Annotated in this window: 21 protein-coding genes and 1 pseudogene; 5 read left to right on the top strand and 17 right to left on the bottom strand. The window is 53.0% G+C overall.

Annotated elements, in window-relative coordinates; translation table 11 throughout:
- Positions 1 to 55 precede the first annotated feature (55 nt).
- From L3069_RS25050 to L3069_RS25020, 7 genes are read right to left on the bottom strand one after another with little or no spacing between them, the layout of a single operon-like run.
- Positions 56 to 517 carry a hypothetical protein gene (locus tag L3069_RS25050; protein ID WP_236901076.1) on the bottom strand — a complete coding sequence of 154 codons (462 nt, stop codon included), beginning with the start codon at positions 515 to 517 and terminating at the stop codon, positions 56 to 58.
- On the bottom strand, positions 514 to 759 hold the full coding sequence (locus tag L3069_RS25045; RefSeq protein ID WP_088545084.1) for a hypothetical protein: 246 nt from the start codon (positions 757 to 759) through the stop codon (positions 514 to 516). The genes L3069_RS25050 and L3069_RS25045 overlap by 4 nt, the downstream gene beginning before the upstream one ends.
- A gap of 13 nt (positions 760 to 772) precedes the next feature.
- Positions 773 to 2,176, bottom strand: coding sequence for an F-type conjugal transfer pilus assembly protein TraB (traB, locus tag L3069_RS25040; protein ID WP_236901967.1), 1,404 nt, complete (start codon positions 2,174 to 2,176; stop codon positions 773 to 775).
- On the bottom strand, positions 2,173 to 2,913 hold the full coding sequence (traK, locus tag L3069_RS25035; protein WP_088545086.1) for a type-F conjugative transfer system secretin TraK: 741 nt from the start codon (positions 2,911 to 2,913) through the stop codon (positions 2,173 to 2,175). Before traK ends, traB begins: the two co-directional genes overlap by 4 nt.
- 11 nt (positions 2,914 to 2,924) lie before the next feature.
- Positions 2,925 to 3,506: a TraE/TraK family type IV conjugative transfer system protein gene (locus L3069_RS25030; protein WP_088545087.1), complete on the bottom strand. Its 582-nt coding sequence runs from the start codon at positions 3,504 to 3,506 to the stop codon at positions 2,925 to 2,927.
- Positions 3,507 to 3,511: 5 nt separating this feature from the next.
- The gene (gene traL / locus L3069_RS25025; protein ID WP_236901966.1) at positions 3,512 to 3,814 is read right to left on the bottom strand and encodes a type IV conjugative transfer system protein TraL; all 303 of its coding nucleotides are present in this window, start codon (positions 3,812 to 3,814) and stop codon (positions 3,512 to 3,514) included.
- 3 nt (positions 3,815 to 3,817) lie between these two features.
- Positions 3,818 to 4,171, bottom strand: coding sequence for a type IV conjugative transfer system pilin TraA (locus L3069_RS25020; protein ID WP_236901965.1), 354 nt, complete (start codon positions 4,169 to 4,171; stop codon positions 3,818 to 3,820).
- A gap of 198 nt (positions 4,172 to 4,369) precedes the next feature.
- Here L3069_RS25020 and L3069_RS25015 point away from each other — a divergent pair, with 198 nt between their 5' ends.
- Positions 4,370 to 5,011 (top strand): Arc family DNA-binding protein, encoded by a 642-nt coding sequence (locus L3069_RS25015; protein WP_236901964.1) that lies wholly within the window; start codon positions 4,370 to 4,372, stop codon positions 5,009 to 5,011.
- A gap of 37 nt (positions 5,012 to 5,048) precedes the next feature.
- Here the strand turns inward: L3069_RS25015 and L3069_RS25010 are convergent, their stop codons facing one another.
- The gene (locus tag L3069_RS25010) at positions 5,049 to 5,435 is read right to left on the bottom strand and encodes a relaxosome protein TraM (protein WP_088545091.1); all 387 of its coding nucleotides are present in this window, start codon (positions 5,433 to 5,435) and stop codon (positions 5,049 to 5,051) included.
- Between the two features lie 598 nt (positions 5,436 to 6,033).
- Between L3069_RS25010 and L3069_RS25005 the strand changes: the two genes are divergently transcribed.
- Positions 6,034 to 6,573: a lytic transglycosylase domain-containing protein gene (locus L3069_RS25005; protein ID WP_236901969.1), complete on the top strand. Its 540-nt coding sequence runs from the start codon at positions 6,034 to 6,036 to the stop codon at positions 6,571 to 6,573.
- A gap of 28 nt (positions 6,574 to 6,601) precedes the next feature.
- On the opposite strand, the gene L3069_RS25000 is transcribed toward L3069_RS25005, so the two are convergent.
- Both L3069_RS25000 and L3069_RS24995 read right to left on the bottom strand, forming a co-directional pair.
- A complete protein-coding gene (locus L3069_RS25000) occupies positions 6,602 to 7,423 on the bottom strand; it encodes a DUF932 domain-containing protein (RefSeq protein WP_236901963.1) in 822 nt (273 codons plus the stop codon).
- A 16-nt stretch (positions 7,424 to 7,439) separates the two neighbouring features.
- Positions 7,440 to 7,733, bottom strand: coding sequence for a hypothetical protein (locus tag L3069_RS24995; protein WP_236901962.1), 294 nt, complete (start codon positions 7,731 to 7,733; stop codon positions 7,440 to 7,442).
- 262 nt (positions 7,734 to 7,995) lie between these two features.
- On the opposite strand from L3069_RS24995, the gene L3069_RS24990 reads away from it, so the two are divergent.
- Positions 7,996 to 8,259 carry a hypothetical protein gene (locus L3069_RS24990; RefSeq protein ID WP_236901957.1) on the top strand — a complete coding sequence of 88 codons (264 nt, stop codon included), beginning with the start codon at positions 7,996 to 7,998 and terminating at the stop codon, positions 8,257 to 8,259.
- A gap of 248 nt (positions 8,260 to 8,507) precedes the next feature.
- Here L3069_RS24990 and L3069_RS24985 read toward each other — a convergent pair whose 3' ends face one another.
- The 5 genes from L3069_RS24985 to L3069_RS24965 form a co-directional block, all read right to left on the bottom strand.
- Positions 8,508 to 8,843 (bottom strand): hypothetical protein, encoded by a 336-nt coding sequence (locus L3069_RS24985; RefSeq protein ID WP_236901961.1) that lies wholly within the window; start codon positions 8,841 to 8,843, stop codon positions 8,508 to 8,510.
- Between the two features lie 41 nt (positions 8,844 to 8,884).
- Positions 8,885 to 9,676, bottom strand: coding sequence for an N-6 DNA methylase (locus L3069_RS24980; RefSeq protein WP_236901960.1), 792 nt, complete (start codon positions 9,674 to 9,676; stop codon positions 8,885 to 8,887).
- Between the two features lie 40 nt (positions 9,677 to 9,716).
- Positions 9,717 to 9,917, bottom strand: coding sequence for a hypothetical protein (locus L3069_RS24975; RefSeq protein ID WP_014063859.1), 201 nt, complete (start codon positions 9,915 to 9,917; stop codon positions 9,717 to 9,719).
- An 83-nt stretch (positions 9,918 to 10,000) separates the two neighbouring features.
- Positions 10,001 to 10,462, bottom strand: a complete 462-nt coding sequence (locus tag L3069_RS24970) for a DUF1419 domain-containing protein (protein WP_236901959.1) — start codon at positions 10,460 to 10,462, stop codon at positions 10,001 to 10,003.
- Positions 10,463 to 10,527: 65 nt separating this feature from the next.
- The gene (locus L3069_RS24965; RefSeq protein WP_236901958.1) at positions 10,528 to 10,749 is read right to left on the bottom strand and encodes a hypothetical protein; all 222 of its coding nucleotides are present in this window, start codon (positions 10,747 to 10,749) and stop codon (positions 10,528 to 10,530) included.
- Between the two features lie 262 nt (positions 10,750 to 11,011).
- Here L3069_RS24965 and L3069_RS24960 point away from each other — a divergent pair, with 262 nt between their 5' ends.
- Both L3069_RS24960 and L3069_RS24955 read left to right on the top strand, forming a co-directional pair.
- The gene (locus tag L3069_RS24960; RefSeq protein WP_236901957.1) at positions 11,012 to 11,275 is read left to right on the top strand and encodes a hypothetical protein; all 264 of its coding nucleotides are present in this window, start codon (positions 11,012 to 11,014) and stop codon (positions 11,273 to 11,275) included.
- Positions 11,276 to 11,377: 102 nt separating this feature from the next.
- Positions 11,378 to 11,866, top strand: a complete 489-nt coding sequence (locus L3069_RS24955) for a cytoplasmic protein (protein WP_236901956.1) — start codon at positions 11,378 to 11,380, stop codon at positions 11,864 to 11,866.
- Positions 11,867 to 12,049: 183 nt separating this feature from the next.
- Here L3069_RS24955 and L3069_RS24950 read toward each other — a convergent pair whose 3' ends face one another.
- Together L3069_RS24950 and L3069_RS24945 are read right to left on the bottom strand one after the other, a co-directional pair.
- Positions 12,050 to 12,169 carry a type I toxin-antitoxin system Hok family toxin gene (locus tag L3069_RS24950; RefSeq protein ID WP_274205380.1) on the bottom strand — a complete coding sequence of 40 codons (120 nt, stop codon included), beginning with the start codon at positions 12,167 to 12,169 and terminating at the stop codon, positions 12,050 to 12,052.
- A pseudogene (locus L3069_RS24945) lies at positions 12,117 to 12,266 on the bottom strand (DUF5431 family protein); the annotation flags it as partial. The gene L3069_RS24950 and the pseudogene L3069_RS24945, both read right to left, overlap by 53 nt.
- Between the last annotated feature and the right edge of the window lie 185 nt (positions 12,267 to 12,451).

Genomic DNA, 12,451 nt, shown 5'->3' with positions numbered 1-12,451 from the left:
GATCCATTTTAAAAGGGTTGCAGGGTTAAGGGATGCGGGCTGCATGTCTGGCGGCTTATACATCGCGCCGGACAAATCCATATCTCATAGCCGTTTCAGCCACGTCCAGCAGGTCAGCATTGGCTTTAAACTCAGCTTCAAGCCATAACCTGACATCATCATGTTCCAGCTTCCCTTTTTCCAGAACAGCGGCCCTTAGTGCTTTCCAGGCTTCACTGTCACGCGGTTCATATGACTGAAGCCTCCTGTCGATAACCTCGTCCCAGCCGCCTGGCGTACTCAGTTCGGAAACCAGAAAAATGGCAAACACACTCAAAGGTGGAAGGGAGTACAGGCTATAAGGCAAAAGCTCATAGTTCAGCACTATGGTAACGAAGATAGCGGCCACCACAGCCAGTAGTATCCCGGCGAGCTTCTTGCTGATACACCCCAGCCTCTTTCCTTCAGACCAGGCTTTCCAGTCCTGCTTAATACCTCTCAGTAAAACAATGCGGTTTTCCATGTCTGGCTTCTTCATTTTCTCTCCTTTTCTTCAGGTGTTGTGTCCTGGGTTGGCGAGTGCAGCTCACGCCACACCATGCCGCCAGGTATTGACTCGGCCAGGAAAAGAAGGCCTGCCAGAAAAAGGAACATGCCGATAAGCTGTACCCATATAAAACCGGAGAAAAGCGTGGAGAACAAAATGGACCACGAACCGGCGAATATAAGTCCTGGCCTCCACCGGGTTGTTGCCCACTGCAGTGTTTTCCGTGATTTCATCCTGAGTTCCTCATCAGTTGATGGTGTCACCGAGGCGCAGCTGGCTGGCCTGGCGGAGAACATCATCGGGGTTGATGTTGCCGACTGAGGTAGTGCTGGACGTGGTGGTCTGACTGGCGGGTTGCGGAGCAACGGCGTTCTGCGCGGCGCTACCTGCTTTCTGCAGTTCCTCTTTCGCTTTCTGGTCTTCAGCGTCTTCCAGTGTTTCCAGTCGGAAACCTTTCTGGAACACGACCGTGACCAGGTTGCCGGCACCGATATCAATCACCGGGTGATACTGCTCAGCGCGTTTAATCCAGTACTGACTCAGGGTGTCGGCCGCCTTACTGGCTCCCCCACCTAACCCCTGCTTAAACACGTCGCCGGCACCGACATCGGCTGTGGCGCCGAGTCCTACTGACGGTGTGGCAGCAGACTTAATCCCTTCACCAAAACCTGAAAGCAGACCCGCTGCGCCGGCGTAGCCGACAATCATGCCGTTACGCATCACTGGCTTGCCGCGCACACCACCCTTACCCTGGTAGCTCACGTGACCGTCAAATTCCATATCGACGTGCTTGCCGTTTTTCAGCACGCAGCTGATCGACTTTGTTCGCACCACACCGCGCTCGCTGGAGATATCCCCCCAGATTTCGCCCACCACAAAGCAGCCATCCGCGCTGTACTCTTTGTTGTTGGGCATCTGGATACTCCCCAGAAGACGAATGGTGACGGGCTGGGTGTTCTGCTGGCCGGTGACGCTGGCGTTGGCATCGGCCCCTTCAATCATGATGGCGTCAGAGAAGGAGCCGGACGGAATCCAGGGCAGTTTTGTGGGCTTTTTCTTCAGACTGTCGTAGCTGAATTTGGTGGTCGACAGACCGCCTGTCATGCGCTGGCCGGAGCCGCCCGGATAGAACCCTGCGCCCTGCCCCATATTGACACCAGTGGCGGCCGGTGTGCCTGTGGGGGTCACGGAGTATTCGGGGGGTCGGGCCTGACCGGCAGCAACGGGACCCGGGAGTGGTGTTCCGTTCTGACCAGCAGGTGGTGTCTGCTGGCCTGTGGTCGGGTTGCTGCTGGGGGCTTTCGAAAGCTGGTCATTCAGGCGCTGAATTTCCGCGTCCTTGTCGGCGAGTTTCTGGTCGGTGGCGAGTTTGTTCTGCGCAAACTGCTGCGAGAGCGTGGCAAAATTTTGCTCGAGCGCAGAGGTCTTCGCCTGCTGTTGTGCCAGTGCGGCATCGCTGACCTGCTGGTTAAATGCGGCGGTCACGACACCGGTCATGTTCGGTGCGGCAACCGGCGCGGGCTGCTTTTTCGCCTGCTGATACTGCCCGTACCAGATAACACCGCCCGCAGCGGCTGCGCCGCCCACAAGAACGGCGGCGAGGATGGCCACCTGCTTACGGCGGGTCTTCAGGTTTTCATTCAGATTCATGGGCGGGTGTCTCCGTCATCTGAAAACACAATCCAGGCGTAGCCTTCGCCGCCGGCATAGAGCTGGCTCTGTGAGAGCATGACGGCCCTGACGCCCTTGCGCCAGAAGTCGCGCTCGCGCAGGCTGCGGGTGACGTTGCCCGGATTGCTCATCCGGAAACGCACCAGACGAAGGTGGTTGCCGACAAACTGGCGTTCCGGTGTCAGGCGTACATCACTGGCGGGTGTGTATGCCGGCATCCGGCTGACCGGGTATTCCTGGTAGTCATCAGGCACCTGGCCGTTGACGACGGCCCGGGACAATGCGACCAGTGTCTTTTCATAGGTCTGCCCTTCTTCCCAGGCCTTCGCGTCATCGTTCTTGCGAAGTGGTGGTGACATGGGGGTGAAGCGCAGGGTCTTGCCGTTGCCGGGCTGCGGTTTGATATTCAGGCTCAGCGATGAGCCGCGGTCAGTCTGGATAAACAGTGTGAAGTTCTGGCCAACAAGCGGAGACAGAATGAGCGCTCCGTCATCGGTCGTGCTCTGGTCGTAGGCACCGGATGGTCCGCTGATGCTTGTGATTAATTCTCCGTCGACAACAACCTTGCTTGGGTTGGTGTTGCTGAGAGTGACGTTAAAGGCGGCGTCGTTCTCAAACGGAATGGCTGCGGGTGCGGAAGCGGCCCGAAGGCCGCCAGTAAAGAATCCCGCTGCCAGAATCACAGCAGCAGCTGCCGGTGAAATGCGAAATTTCATGGGCAGTCCTGTTAGTTGGTGGTGGTTACCGGCTGGAGTTCCTCGAAGCTGTGGAGGTTAATCACGCCATTCACATAACTCAGTTTCAGTCGGTAGATTTTTTCTTCGGGCTTCAGGAAGGTGGTGATTGCGCCGTTGGTGGTGGAGGATTTCAGCGTGCCGCTGAATTCCACGGAGCCATCATTGGTGACCCGGATTTCTTTCGTGTCGAACTGGGTGGTAATCCCTCCTTTCTTGATGCGTTCAGCTTCAATATCCAGGGCTTTCTTGAGCACATCCCGCTCAGCAGAGGGGACGTACCCAAGAATCATTTTCTGGTTATTGTCGATGTTTTCCGGGGTGATATTCAGTCGCCAGTAAATAAAGGAAGTGGCGAACTGTGTCATGCCGGTTGCGTCTGCGCTGACTGCATCAGAAGCGAACGGACGGTTATACGTCATTGGGGTGGTAATGGTTTTCTGGGTGGTGGCAAAATGCCATGCCAGCGAACCGGTTAAAACGTTACCCACTCCCAGAATCAGGGTTAATCCTGTAAGGCCAATAAACGCATAGCTGAGTTGTTTATCGCGTTCCCCTTTGATTTTCAGTTTCATGAAAGTTATGCCCTCCAGTGTCGGAAACTTGAATCAGGTATCTGGCGAAAAGTGACTTTGAATAAAAGTGACGGCAGGTGCCAGTAACAGAAATTAAGTAACCAGAATGACCCCTGCCCTTTTTTCAGATATCTCACAATAAGCCAGAGAATCCCCGCTATAACGCCAAGTTCGAGTGACATATTGTTAAGCACCCCTAAAATAACCAGGGGTGCGGTCACAATTAATTCATCAATCGGAAGGCCTAAATAGCGCTCCTGCTGGTTCAGAGTTTCCGGGAAGTAGTATTTATCCTCTTCCCCGCTCATCGTCTAGCTCGCGATGCCGAAGGCGACACGGGTAAAGATGATACAAATTACGATGCCGACAAATACCAGTGGGGAGCGGGCTTTAATATAAATAAACAGGCCCATAATGATTTCGGCGATATAGAACCATTTAACCAGTGAGGAGCCAGAGCCGAATGTTGAAGTGACCGTGGAGGCCTGTGAAGAAAGAAGGTCAGTACCGGATGCGAATGACGGGTTGGTGACCATAAGTGCAATTAAGAATGCACTTGCTGTTTTTAAGTAAAATTTCATCTGGCGATTTTCGCGAGCTTTACGGAATAAAGACGCTACCGCCCATCCCTTACCGACGTTAAGGGCGCTGCCTTTGGTTAACATGCTTGTTTTCTCCGGAAGTAAACAAAAGTGGTGTGCGTAAGTTGTTGTTTACGCGGGCGCAATTGTCCCATGACCCTAAAAAAAAAAAACTGTGACGCATGTCACACTTTTTTGGTTTCATTCGGATTTATCTGAATATGTAAGTGAGTAGGCTTTGTAGACCGGAAAGTTCTGAAATGGCTTACAGGATCTATAGCTATGAAAGTAAAAGAGAAAATGTGGGATGGTCGCGGCCGTCCACGAAAGTTCCAGCCCGGCGAGGCGGTCGAGTGGCGGCTACGTGCGCCGGATAATTTGCTTATGGAGCTGCGAATATGCGCGCGGGCGGGTAACAGGAGTGTGAATGAGGAAATTATTGCAAGGCTTCTTTTATCCCTGAATTATCAACCAGGGAAGGCAGTAATTAAAACTGCGGAAGGCGAACGGCTCATTTCGCTGGCGGTCAGGTTCGAGGAGTGGCTCGGAAATTTACTGAATGAAGTGGATGGTGAGGCTGAAGAGAAAAATAAGGTTCCGGTGCACCAGGAGCAGTTGTGGATGTGGCGTGAAGGTGAGCGTGTGTTACTCCCCGGGAAAACTACAGGCTACAGTATGCGTATTCCCGAGAATCTTGCAGATGAAATCAGGGCAATGGCAAAGGTGCATAACCGTAGTCTGAATGACGAAATGCTCACCAGGTTAATGAATACGCTTGGATATTTTACTGAGAGATTACTTGACCAGAATGAGGATGCGCAGGCACTGAAAGTGCTGTGTATGGAATTTGAGGTTTTTTTAAAAGAAAAAATCACGGAGGTGGAGAAAGAAGACCTTCCGTGGGATGAGGGTGAGTCTCAGTGATCGACAGGGCCGGAAAAGTCCGGCCTGAAACCAATAATTAATCCGTCAGGAAGTGGTCTTTTTCAGCCTTATCTTCTGCATCGTTAATCGAGCTGATATTGGCATTTATCAGTTCTTCAAGCTTCACTCCAGAGTCTGGCCCCTTCATCGTGACAAAGATATCAGAGACAAGTGCGGTGAGAATCATAATACCTTCACGTGAGCCAGAGACTTTCTTAATGAGGTCGCGTCGGAAACCATCGAGATCGAAAGATGGGCCTTCTTCCTTCGATTTGTAGACCATCAACCCGAGTCGAACTAATTCGTTGACTATTGATGAATAGTTCATGTCAGACGTTGTTGCGCCTTTCTGTAACTCAATCTCAAGAATATCATGTATTTCTCTGTCAATTTTATCTTTAAAGTAGATGTTCTTTCTTGGCATGATATTTTCTCAAAAATTTCATGCAGTGCCTGATGCGGCACTGCAATGCTACATATAAGTCAGTTCCCGAAGTAACTCGTCTCTGTAACTTACTGAGAGTTCGTGTAAATCGGGCTTTTTGAAGTGTGCTAATCCGGCACCATCATGTGTGTGCATCAGGCACTGTGATGTGTGGGGTTCAGGCACTATTCATTTTTAAGTTACTCTAATTATTGAATACACACAATCCCCACACTCAACAGTGCTGTATCAGCACACACAGTAGTGCTGCATTAGGCACTGCAAGGTGTGCTGATGCACACACCTTTATCGTTCACACAGCATAATTCCGCATAATACGAACAGGTATACATCTGAATTAAAAGAAAAAATCTGCAAGACGAAGTCTTGCGTGGGGTGTGATGTTTTATGAGGTTAGTAAAGAGCGGCATGTAAATACGGTTGCCTGGTCCGCTTTCATTATTTCAGCCAGGGGTAAAAGTCATGCCGGAGAGCGCTTACGCGCGTTTGTAGTGAATAAACTTGATTAAGACGATCTGGCGGGGTATTTTTTAAAGCGGCTCCCATTCGTGCTTATATCTCGTTAAAAGGCCAGATGATGAAAATAACATTATTACCCGCTGCCGTGCTGGTCGTTTCACTTTCAGCGGGCGCAGCTCCCCAGATGTGTTTTGACCAGGCAGGAAAAGACTACCGTATTGATCCACTCCTGCTGATGTCAATTTCCATTAAGGAAAGCAGACTGCGGGCAGGTGCGATTAATGGATCAAACAGGAATGGGACAGAAGATGTCTGCGGGATGCAGGTGAACAGCTCTCATTACGGAAAGCTTAAAAACTTTAATATTACGCGTGACCGGTTGTTAAATGATCCCTGTATCTGCGTCTATACCGGTGCCTGGGTTCTGGCGCACAACTTCCGGTCGTATGGTAAAAACTGGGACAGCGTAGGAATGTATAATACCGGCCCCTCGAAAAAGCTCATCACTCAGCGCCGGGCGTATGCCGAAGATATTAAAAATATATATCGCGTTTTGCTGGCACGAAAAACGATCCTTTCGCAGCATCAGGAGCAGAGCGGGGGAATGGTTAATGCAGAAAAAACAGCAGAGACGGCGTCACTGAATAACACACAATAAAAAGCCGCTCATCAGAGCGGCTTAATTTTCAGGCCTTCATCTTTGCAAACTCTTCAGCCAGTTTCCATAATGCCTGATTTAATTTGATATCACCGTCAATACCGGTGACTTCCCGCGTTCTGGTCAGACTGCCTTTTTCAGTTCTGCCACGGATACCACCCCGGATCACATTTTCCTGCACCACATTAAAAGTGGTCCATAAATCCTGTCCCTGGTCGAGGACACGGCGCGGTTTAATAATCTGCTCTGGCGTTACCGGCGATTTTTTCCCGTCATACTTATACTCCAGAGCGGCGGCACCCAGGAGACGTTGTTCAGGTAAAGAGAGCTGAATGCTTTTCATCATGTCGATATTTTCATCAACAGCATCAAATGTTTTCAGCACTGTATAAGCGCCCTCGATAACCTGTCCGACAATATCCCCTTTGTGTGGTACGCGGATTTCACCAAAATCTTTCCAGGCTACCAGACCATTTGAGCAAACCTGACGAAACATGCCTGGGATCATTTTATAACTGCTGGAGCCATCATGGCTGTTAAGCAGAATAATTTCCGGGACTTCTTTACCGTTAATCTGGTCATGTCGGCGCAGGCGCAGCATATGTTTCGTAAACTCGCGTTTATCCTGGTCACGCGGGCGTGACTGGGTTGCATAATACGGCTGGAATCCCTCATCACGTAAACGATCAAGAATATTAATGGTCGGGATATAGGTGTAACGCTCTGAGCGAGAATCATGTTTATCAGCAGAAAACGCGCTCGGGACAATGCGCTGTAATTCATCATTCGTCAGCGGGCGGTCTTTACGGATTGATGACGGCACACGATAGCGGCTTGCGAAACTGACCATAATTATTGACTCCTGATTAATTAGTAAGTGATGAAGAAATAACACGGTGAAAATTGTCCAGCGGCATTGCTGCTGCTACCGGGCGACCGTCGATAACCCAGACAGAGATATAATCCGGGCACTCGTTATTAATTAACGTCAGCTCAGTGGCATTCGCTGGCGGTGTAAAAATTGCCGGTTGTGGCTCCCCTTCCGTTGCGGCAAGGACCCAGCAAAACAGATCCATGAACTGGGCAACGGTGAGGTTTGAATCACATCTTCCGGTAGATTCTTGAGCGGCGGTTTTGACGTTGACGTTTTGTGTGTGCATCCTGGTTTTCTCCTGTGGTGATGGTGTCCATCTCCCTGGTGAGTTCTCTCGCGGCAAAGGGCAAAGGGAGCAACGGCGAAGGGAGGAAGGAAAGGGGCGCTGACGAAAGTTTTTGCAGCCTTTCGCAAAAAGTTTTGGCGGCGTTTATTTCACCCCTTGTATGACGACCCGGCGGTGCTACAAGCAGCCCTCCGCGTGAGGACACACGGGGGATGGCTTCACCTGGCGAACAGGATGCACACACCCGACACGTCGGAACGGCGTGGCGACATTAAAGCGACGGCTACGCCGGCGCGGTGAAGGCGCTCCGGACGGTACGGCCGGAGAAGCCGCAGCTGTTGACCTCAGCCATCAGACCCTAGCGATAGCCCGAAACCCGCAGGGGTTCGGCGGAGACTGGCTGGTGCGAAGCAGCTGCCTGGCGGAGTGGGGCTCGACGACCGGACGGCGCAGCTGGCCGGGAGCCGAAGGGGGCCATCGCCCTGCCCGTTTTTATCGTTCTGGCCATCCTGGTGACGCTGGCTGATATCACTGTGATTTGACCGGAAACCTGACCCACACATTCAAAACAGCAATTACCATTAACGCTAATGTATGCGTCCATTAGCACTAACTTGCAGTCCAGATGGTGGCATACAGATGAGAATGACCGGGAAACTGAGGGGCACAGCGGTAGCGCCGGAGGCGCTTTCACCCGCCCTGGCTCCCCGAAGGGGAGCGCTGGTTTATGGGGTTACCCCGATGAAACGCACCGGGGTATATCGTCTGGCAGGATCAGATCAGTTCCTCCCCGTTTCCCCCGCATTCCTGCTGATAGTGCATCATCGCCGTCACCAGCAGGCCGTTAAGACAACCTGCACCGTCTCCGTCAGGATCACACTGCCCGCACAGGTGAAGCAGGTTGGCCAGAAAATCGGTGACAACAGTTTCCACACTCTCACTTTCGCGGTTAAGCCCGGTTTTACAGGCGAAGGCCCACAGCGCCTGTGCAGCCAGTGCGGCGTGGTCTTCAACACTGCGGATTTTTACCGGCTCAGGCTGCCCGCTGAGGTGATCGGCCATTGTCTCCAGTACAGTGGCAGGCATTCCGTTGAGTGTATTATTTTTCATGTTTCTCTCCCGGCGGCAGGTCTGCCCTGCCGCCCTGTCTGTCAGGCGGCCACGGAGGCCAGAATGTTTTTCATGGCGTCAAAACGCTCGCGAAACGCCAGACGTTCGTGCCACGCGTTGAAGTAATAAACGGGCGTATAGCGTACAAGGCTGGCCTTGAGGGTCAGCGTATTGCCGGTCACCACTTTCGCGGGTATACCCAGTAGTGCCAGCTGGATGAAGGCCATATCCGCCACCATCGGATCGATATCGGTACAGGTGGCGTAAAGCTGTTCAGACGGGTTCAGTCCAGCTTCCACCATCCAGTACGCAAAGGCGATCACCATTCCGGCGCTGCCGCAGGCTGGCTCATCAAGCGCCATCCACCCGTCACGTTTTATCGTCTCCTGAGCGCCAGGCATGAGTAATCCGGCCATCAGGCGGGAGATGCAGGAAGGCGAGAAATACTGCCCCATTTCGTCCGCGCCCAGCTCCTGCTCCATATACAGGGAGCCGAGAAAATCATGAATTTCGCCCGCCAGCCCTTCCACCATCAGACAAAACAGCTGTTTCATGGCGTCTAAATCGGACGGCTGATAGCGGTCGCAGATCCGGCGGCTGCTCTCGATGTTCTCCGGCGAGCGGATACGCGCCATATCCAGCTCGCTGGCCGCCAGGGTAATGAAATCGCGGAACACCTCAGAACGGCGCATGTACGGCGCCGTATGGCGGAACACCTGGGCAAACTGCTTACGCGCCTCAGCAGGTAACATCACCCGGGCAGGGGCGGACTCTGCTGGCGGCACCGCTGGCGACTCAGCCAGGAACAGGGATTCAAAACTCAGTTGTGACATGGTTCCTCCTTACCGGCCGCCCGTGGGCGGCCGTCTCCTTTTAAGCCAGTCCGAGCGCCGGATAGACGCTGACACCCAGACCACAATCGGCGTTTGCCGCATAGCCTGTGCCAGCATTCACCACGGACATAAATTGCTGCCACTGGTTAAAGCGCAGTGCGGGAACGTGGGCAGATTTTCCGGCCCGGAGGGCATTTACAAACGCCTCGGCCTGTGCGACAGTCTGCGGGTCAAATTTCATGATCAATCTCCTTTGGTTGTGATTGCCGGTTCACCGTTACCGCGGCTACCCGGCGTTGAGAAAGCGGGGGAAACCTCGCTTTTTTAATGCGCGGAATTCAGCGGCGCATCGAGAAAGAAACGGGAGATCACATCCCCGATCAGTTCTTTGTGATTCAGGGTGTGCAGGTCGTGACACTCGAAGAAACGTTCTCCGTACCGCACATAAATCGCGGTCACATCGCCGCCCGTGAACTCCATCGATTTGAATGACTCCCCGCCAAAACCCCGACACCAGTCCATCGGCGGCAGCATTTCCAGCTGTCGGATGTAGCGATTTTGCGTAATCTCTACCCACTGACGGCGAAACCCGATGTTTTGCTTTTCCTGTACCAGGGCGAACGTCATCAGCTCCGCATCCGGGTAAAGGTGACGCACGTTATCCAGCGTTTTCGCGCCGTACTCGGTGACCCATTCACCGTTTCGTTCTTTCGCCCAGGCATACACGGTGTTGCTGGACGGAATGAAGAAAACCATTGGCACTGCGGTCGGGGTGTTAGCGTTCATTTATCTGGCTCCTGTTGGCTCAGTTCCGTGCTGCGGCTGCCGCACGGGGTAAAGAGGGTTATGGGCTATTTCACGCCCAGACGGCGGAACATATCGGCAATGATGTTTCTTCGGGTATAAGAAGCCCCTGCGGCCTTCAAATCCTCCAGAACGTTCCATGCGTAGCTCACCTCATTGCCATAAATCGCAATGAGAGATGCAGTTTTAGGCTCAGGGCCTGATTTTCCCCCTATCTTCCTGGAAGATTCAGGAGCGGCGGTTCTGACGTTGACGTTTTGTGTGTGCATCCTGGTTTTCTCCTGTGGTGATGGTGTCCATCTCCCTGGTGAGTTCTCTCGCGGCAAAGGGCAAAGGGAGCAACGGCGAAGGGAGGAAGGAAAGGGGCGCTGACGAAAGTTTTTGCAGCCTTTCGCAAAAAGTTTTGGCGGCGTTTATTTCACCCCTTGTATGACGACCCGGCGGTGCTACAAGCAGCCCTCCGCGTGAGGACACACGGGGGATGGCTTCACCTGGCGAACAGGATGCACACACCCGACACGTCGGAACGGCGTGGCGACATTAAAGCGACGGCTACGCCGGCGCGGTGAAGGCGCTCCGGACGGTACGGCCGGAGAAGCCGCAGCTGTTGACCTCAGCCATCAGACCCTAGCGATAGCCCGAAACCCGCAGGGGTTCGGCGGAGACTGGCTGGTGCGAAGCAGCTGCCTGGCGGAGTGGGGCTCGACGACCGGACGGCGCAGCTGGCCGGGAGCCGAAGGGGGCCATCGCCCTGCCCGTTTTTATCGTTCTGGCCATCCTGGTGACGCTGGCTGATATCGCTGTGATTTGACCGGAAATCTGACCCGGACTGATTTGATAATGGTCACTATTAATGCTAATGTACGCATCCATTAGCATTAATAAATGGTGCATGAAATGGCTAAAGAATCCCGGACAGAACAGTCGCGGGCCTGTTTTTACCGCAATTTTACGTACACCCGTGAACACCTTGCGAGAGATTACCAGGCAGAACTGCAGCTTTATTCTGATGATTCCTGGGAATACCCTCAGCGCGCAGCCCGTCTCAGTGCTGCGGTGAAACGTTATAAAACCTACCGGATGCTCTGCTTTATTTTTGAGATTGCAGACAGCATTGATCTGGATTTAACACCGCTTATTGTAAAGCGCCTGTGCACCCGCCTTTTTGGCAGGTCCGGCAGTCAGGATATGATAGTGGCCATCTTTGGCCAGAAAGGTCGCCAGCACCGCAGCCGTGACAATACGCCTTCCACACTGGATGAGATTGCAGACCGTTACCGGCTTGCGGCACATTCCTGCCAGGCATCAACCCTGAGTGATATTGAAAGCGTGAAAAGGGATTACCAGGCAGAGATCAGGAAGGGAAGAGAGCAGGCAGCGCCGTAGGCGCTGCCGCCCTGCCCCGTTCCCCGGAGGGGAACAGCCCTTCCCGGAAGTAAAGGCGTGCGGTCGCGCAGGGAAGGAAAAAGGGGCTACCGGCGAACCGGCAACCCCTTCATAAAGGCGCTTCAGGCATGTCGTGGCAACTCAGCTCCTGAAAAGGCGGGGTTTCCCCCGCCTCCAGGTAGCTTACTTACCGGATTCGTAGGCCAGAACGGCAGCGACCTCCCGTTCTCCGTCCTTCAGCCGGATTTCGCAGAGCGATTTTCGGGTGAGGAATGTGAATATTAAGAGTGTTAAACACACGATTAATACGCACCAGATAACAGTACTTCGCGGCAGTTTCATGGTTTACTTCTCCTTGCCTTTCGGCAGGTAAGCGGCCATACTGGTGTTGATCAGACATGCAGTGGGCCTCGGGTTAATTGAAAAATTACTCGGGGCTTTCTGTTTTCTGCCACACAACCGGCAACAAACCACCTTCACGTCATGAGGCAAAAAACCTCAAGCGCCATCGCCATTATATCCCGTTGTCGATCATCTGCCCAGGAATAACAGTCTGAAAACTGTATAAATTCACATCCTTTTTCG

Source organism: Enterobacter cloacae complex sp. ECL411, from assembly GCF_021869665.1.
Classification (GTDB): domain Bacteria; phylum Pseudomonadota; class Gammaproteobacteria; order Enterobacterales; family Enterobacteriaceae; genus Enterobacter; species Enterobacter intestinihominis.
This window is presented reverse-complemented; position numbering and strand designations above follow the sequence as displayed.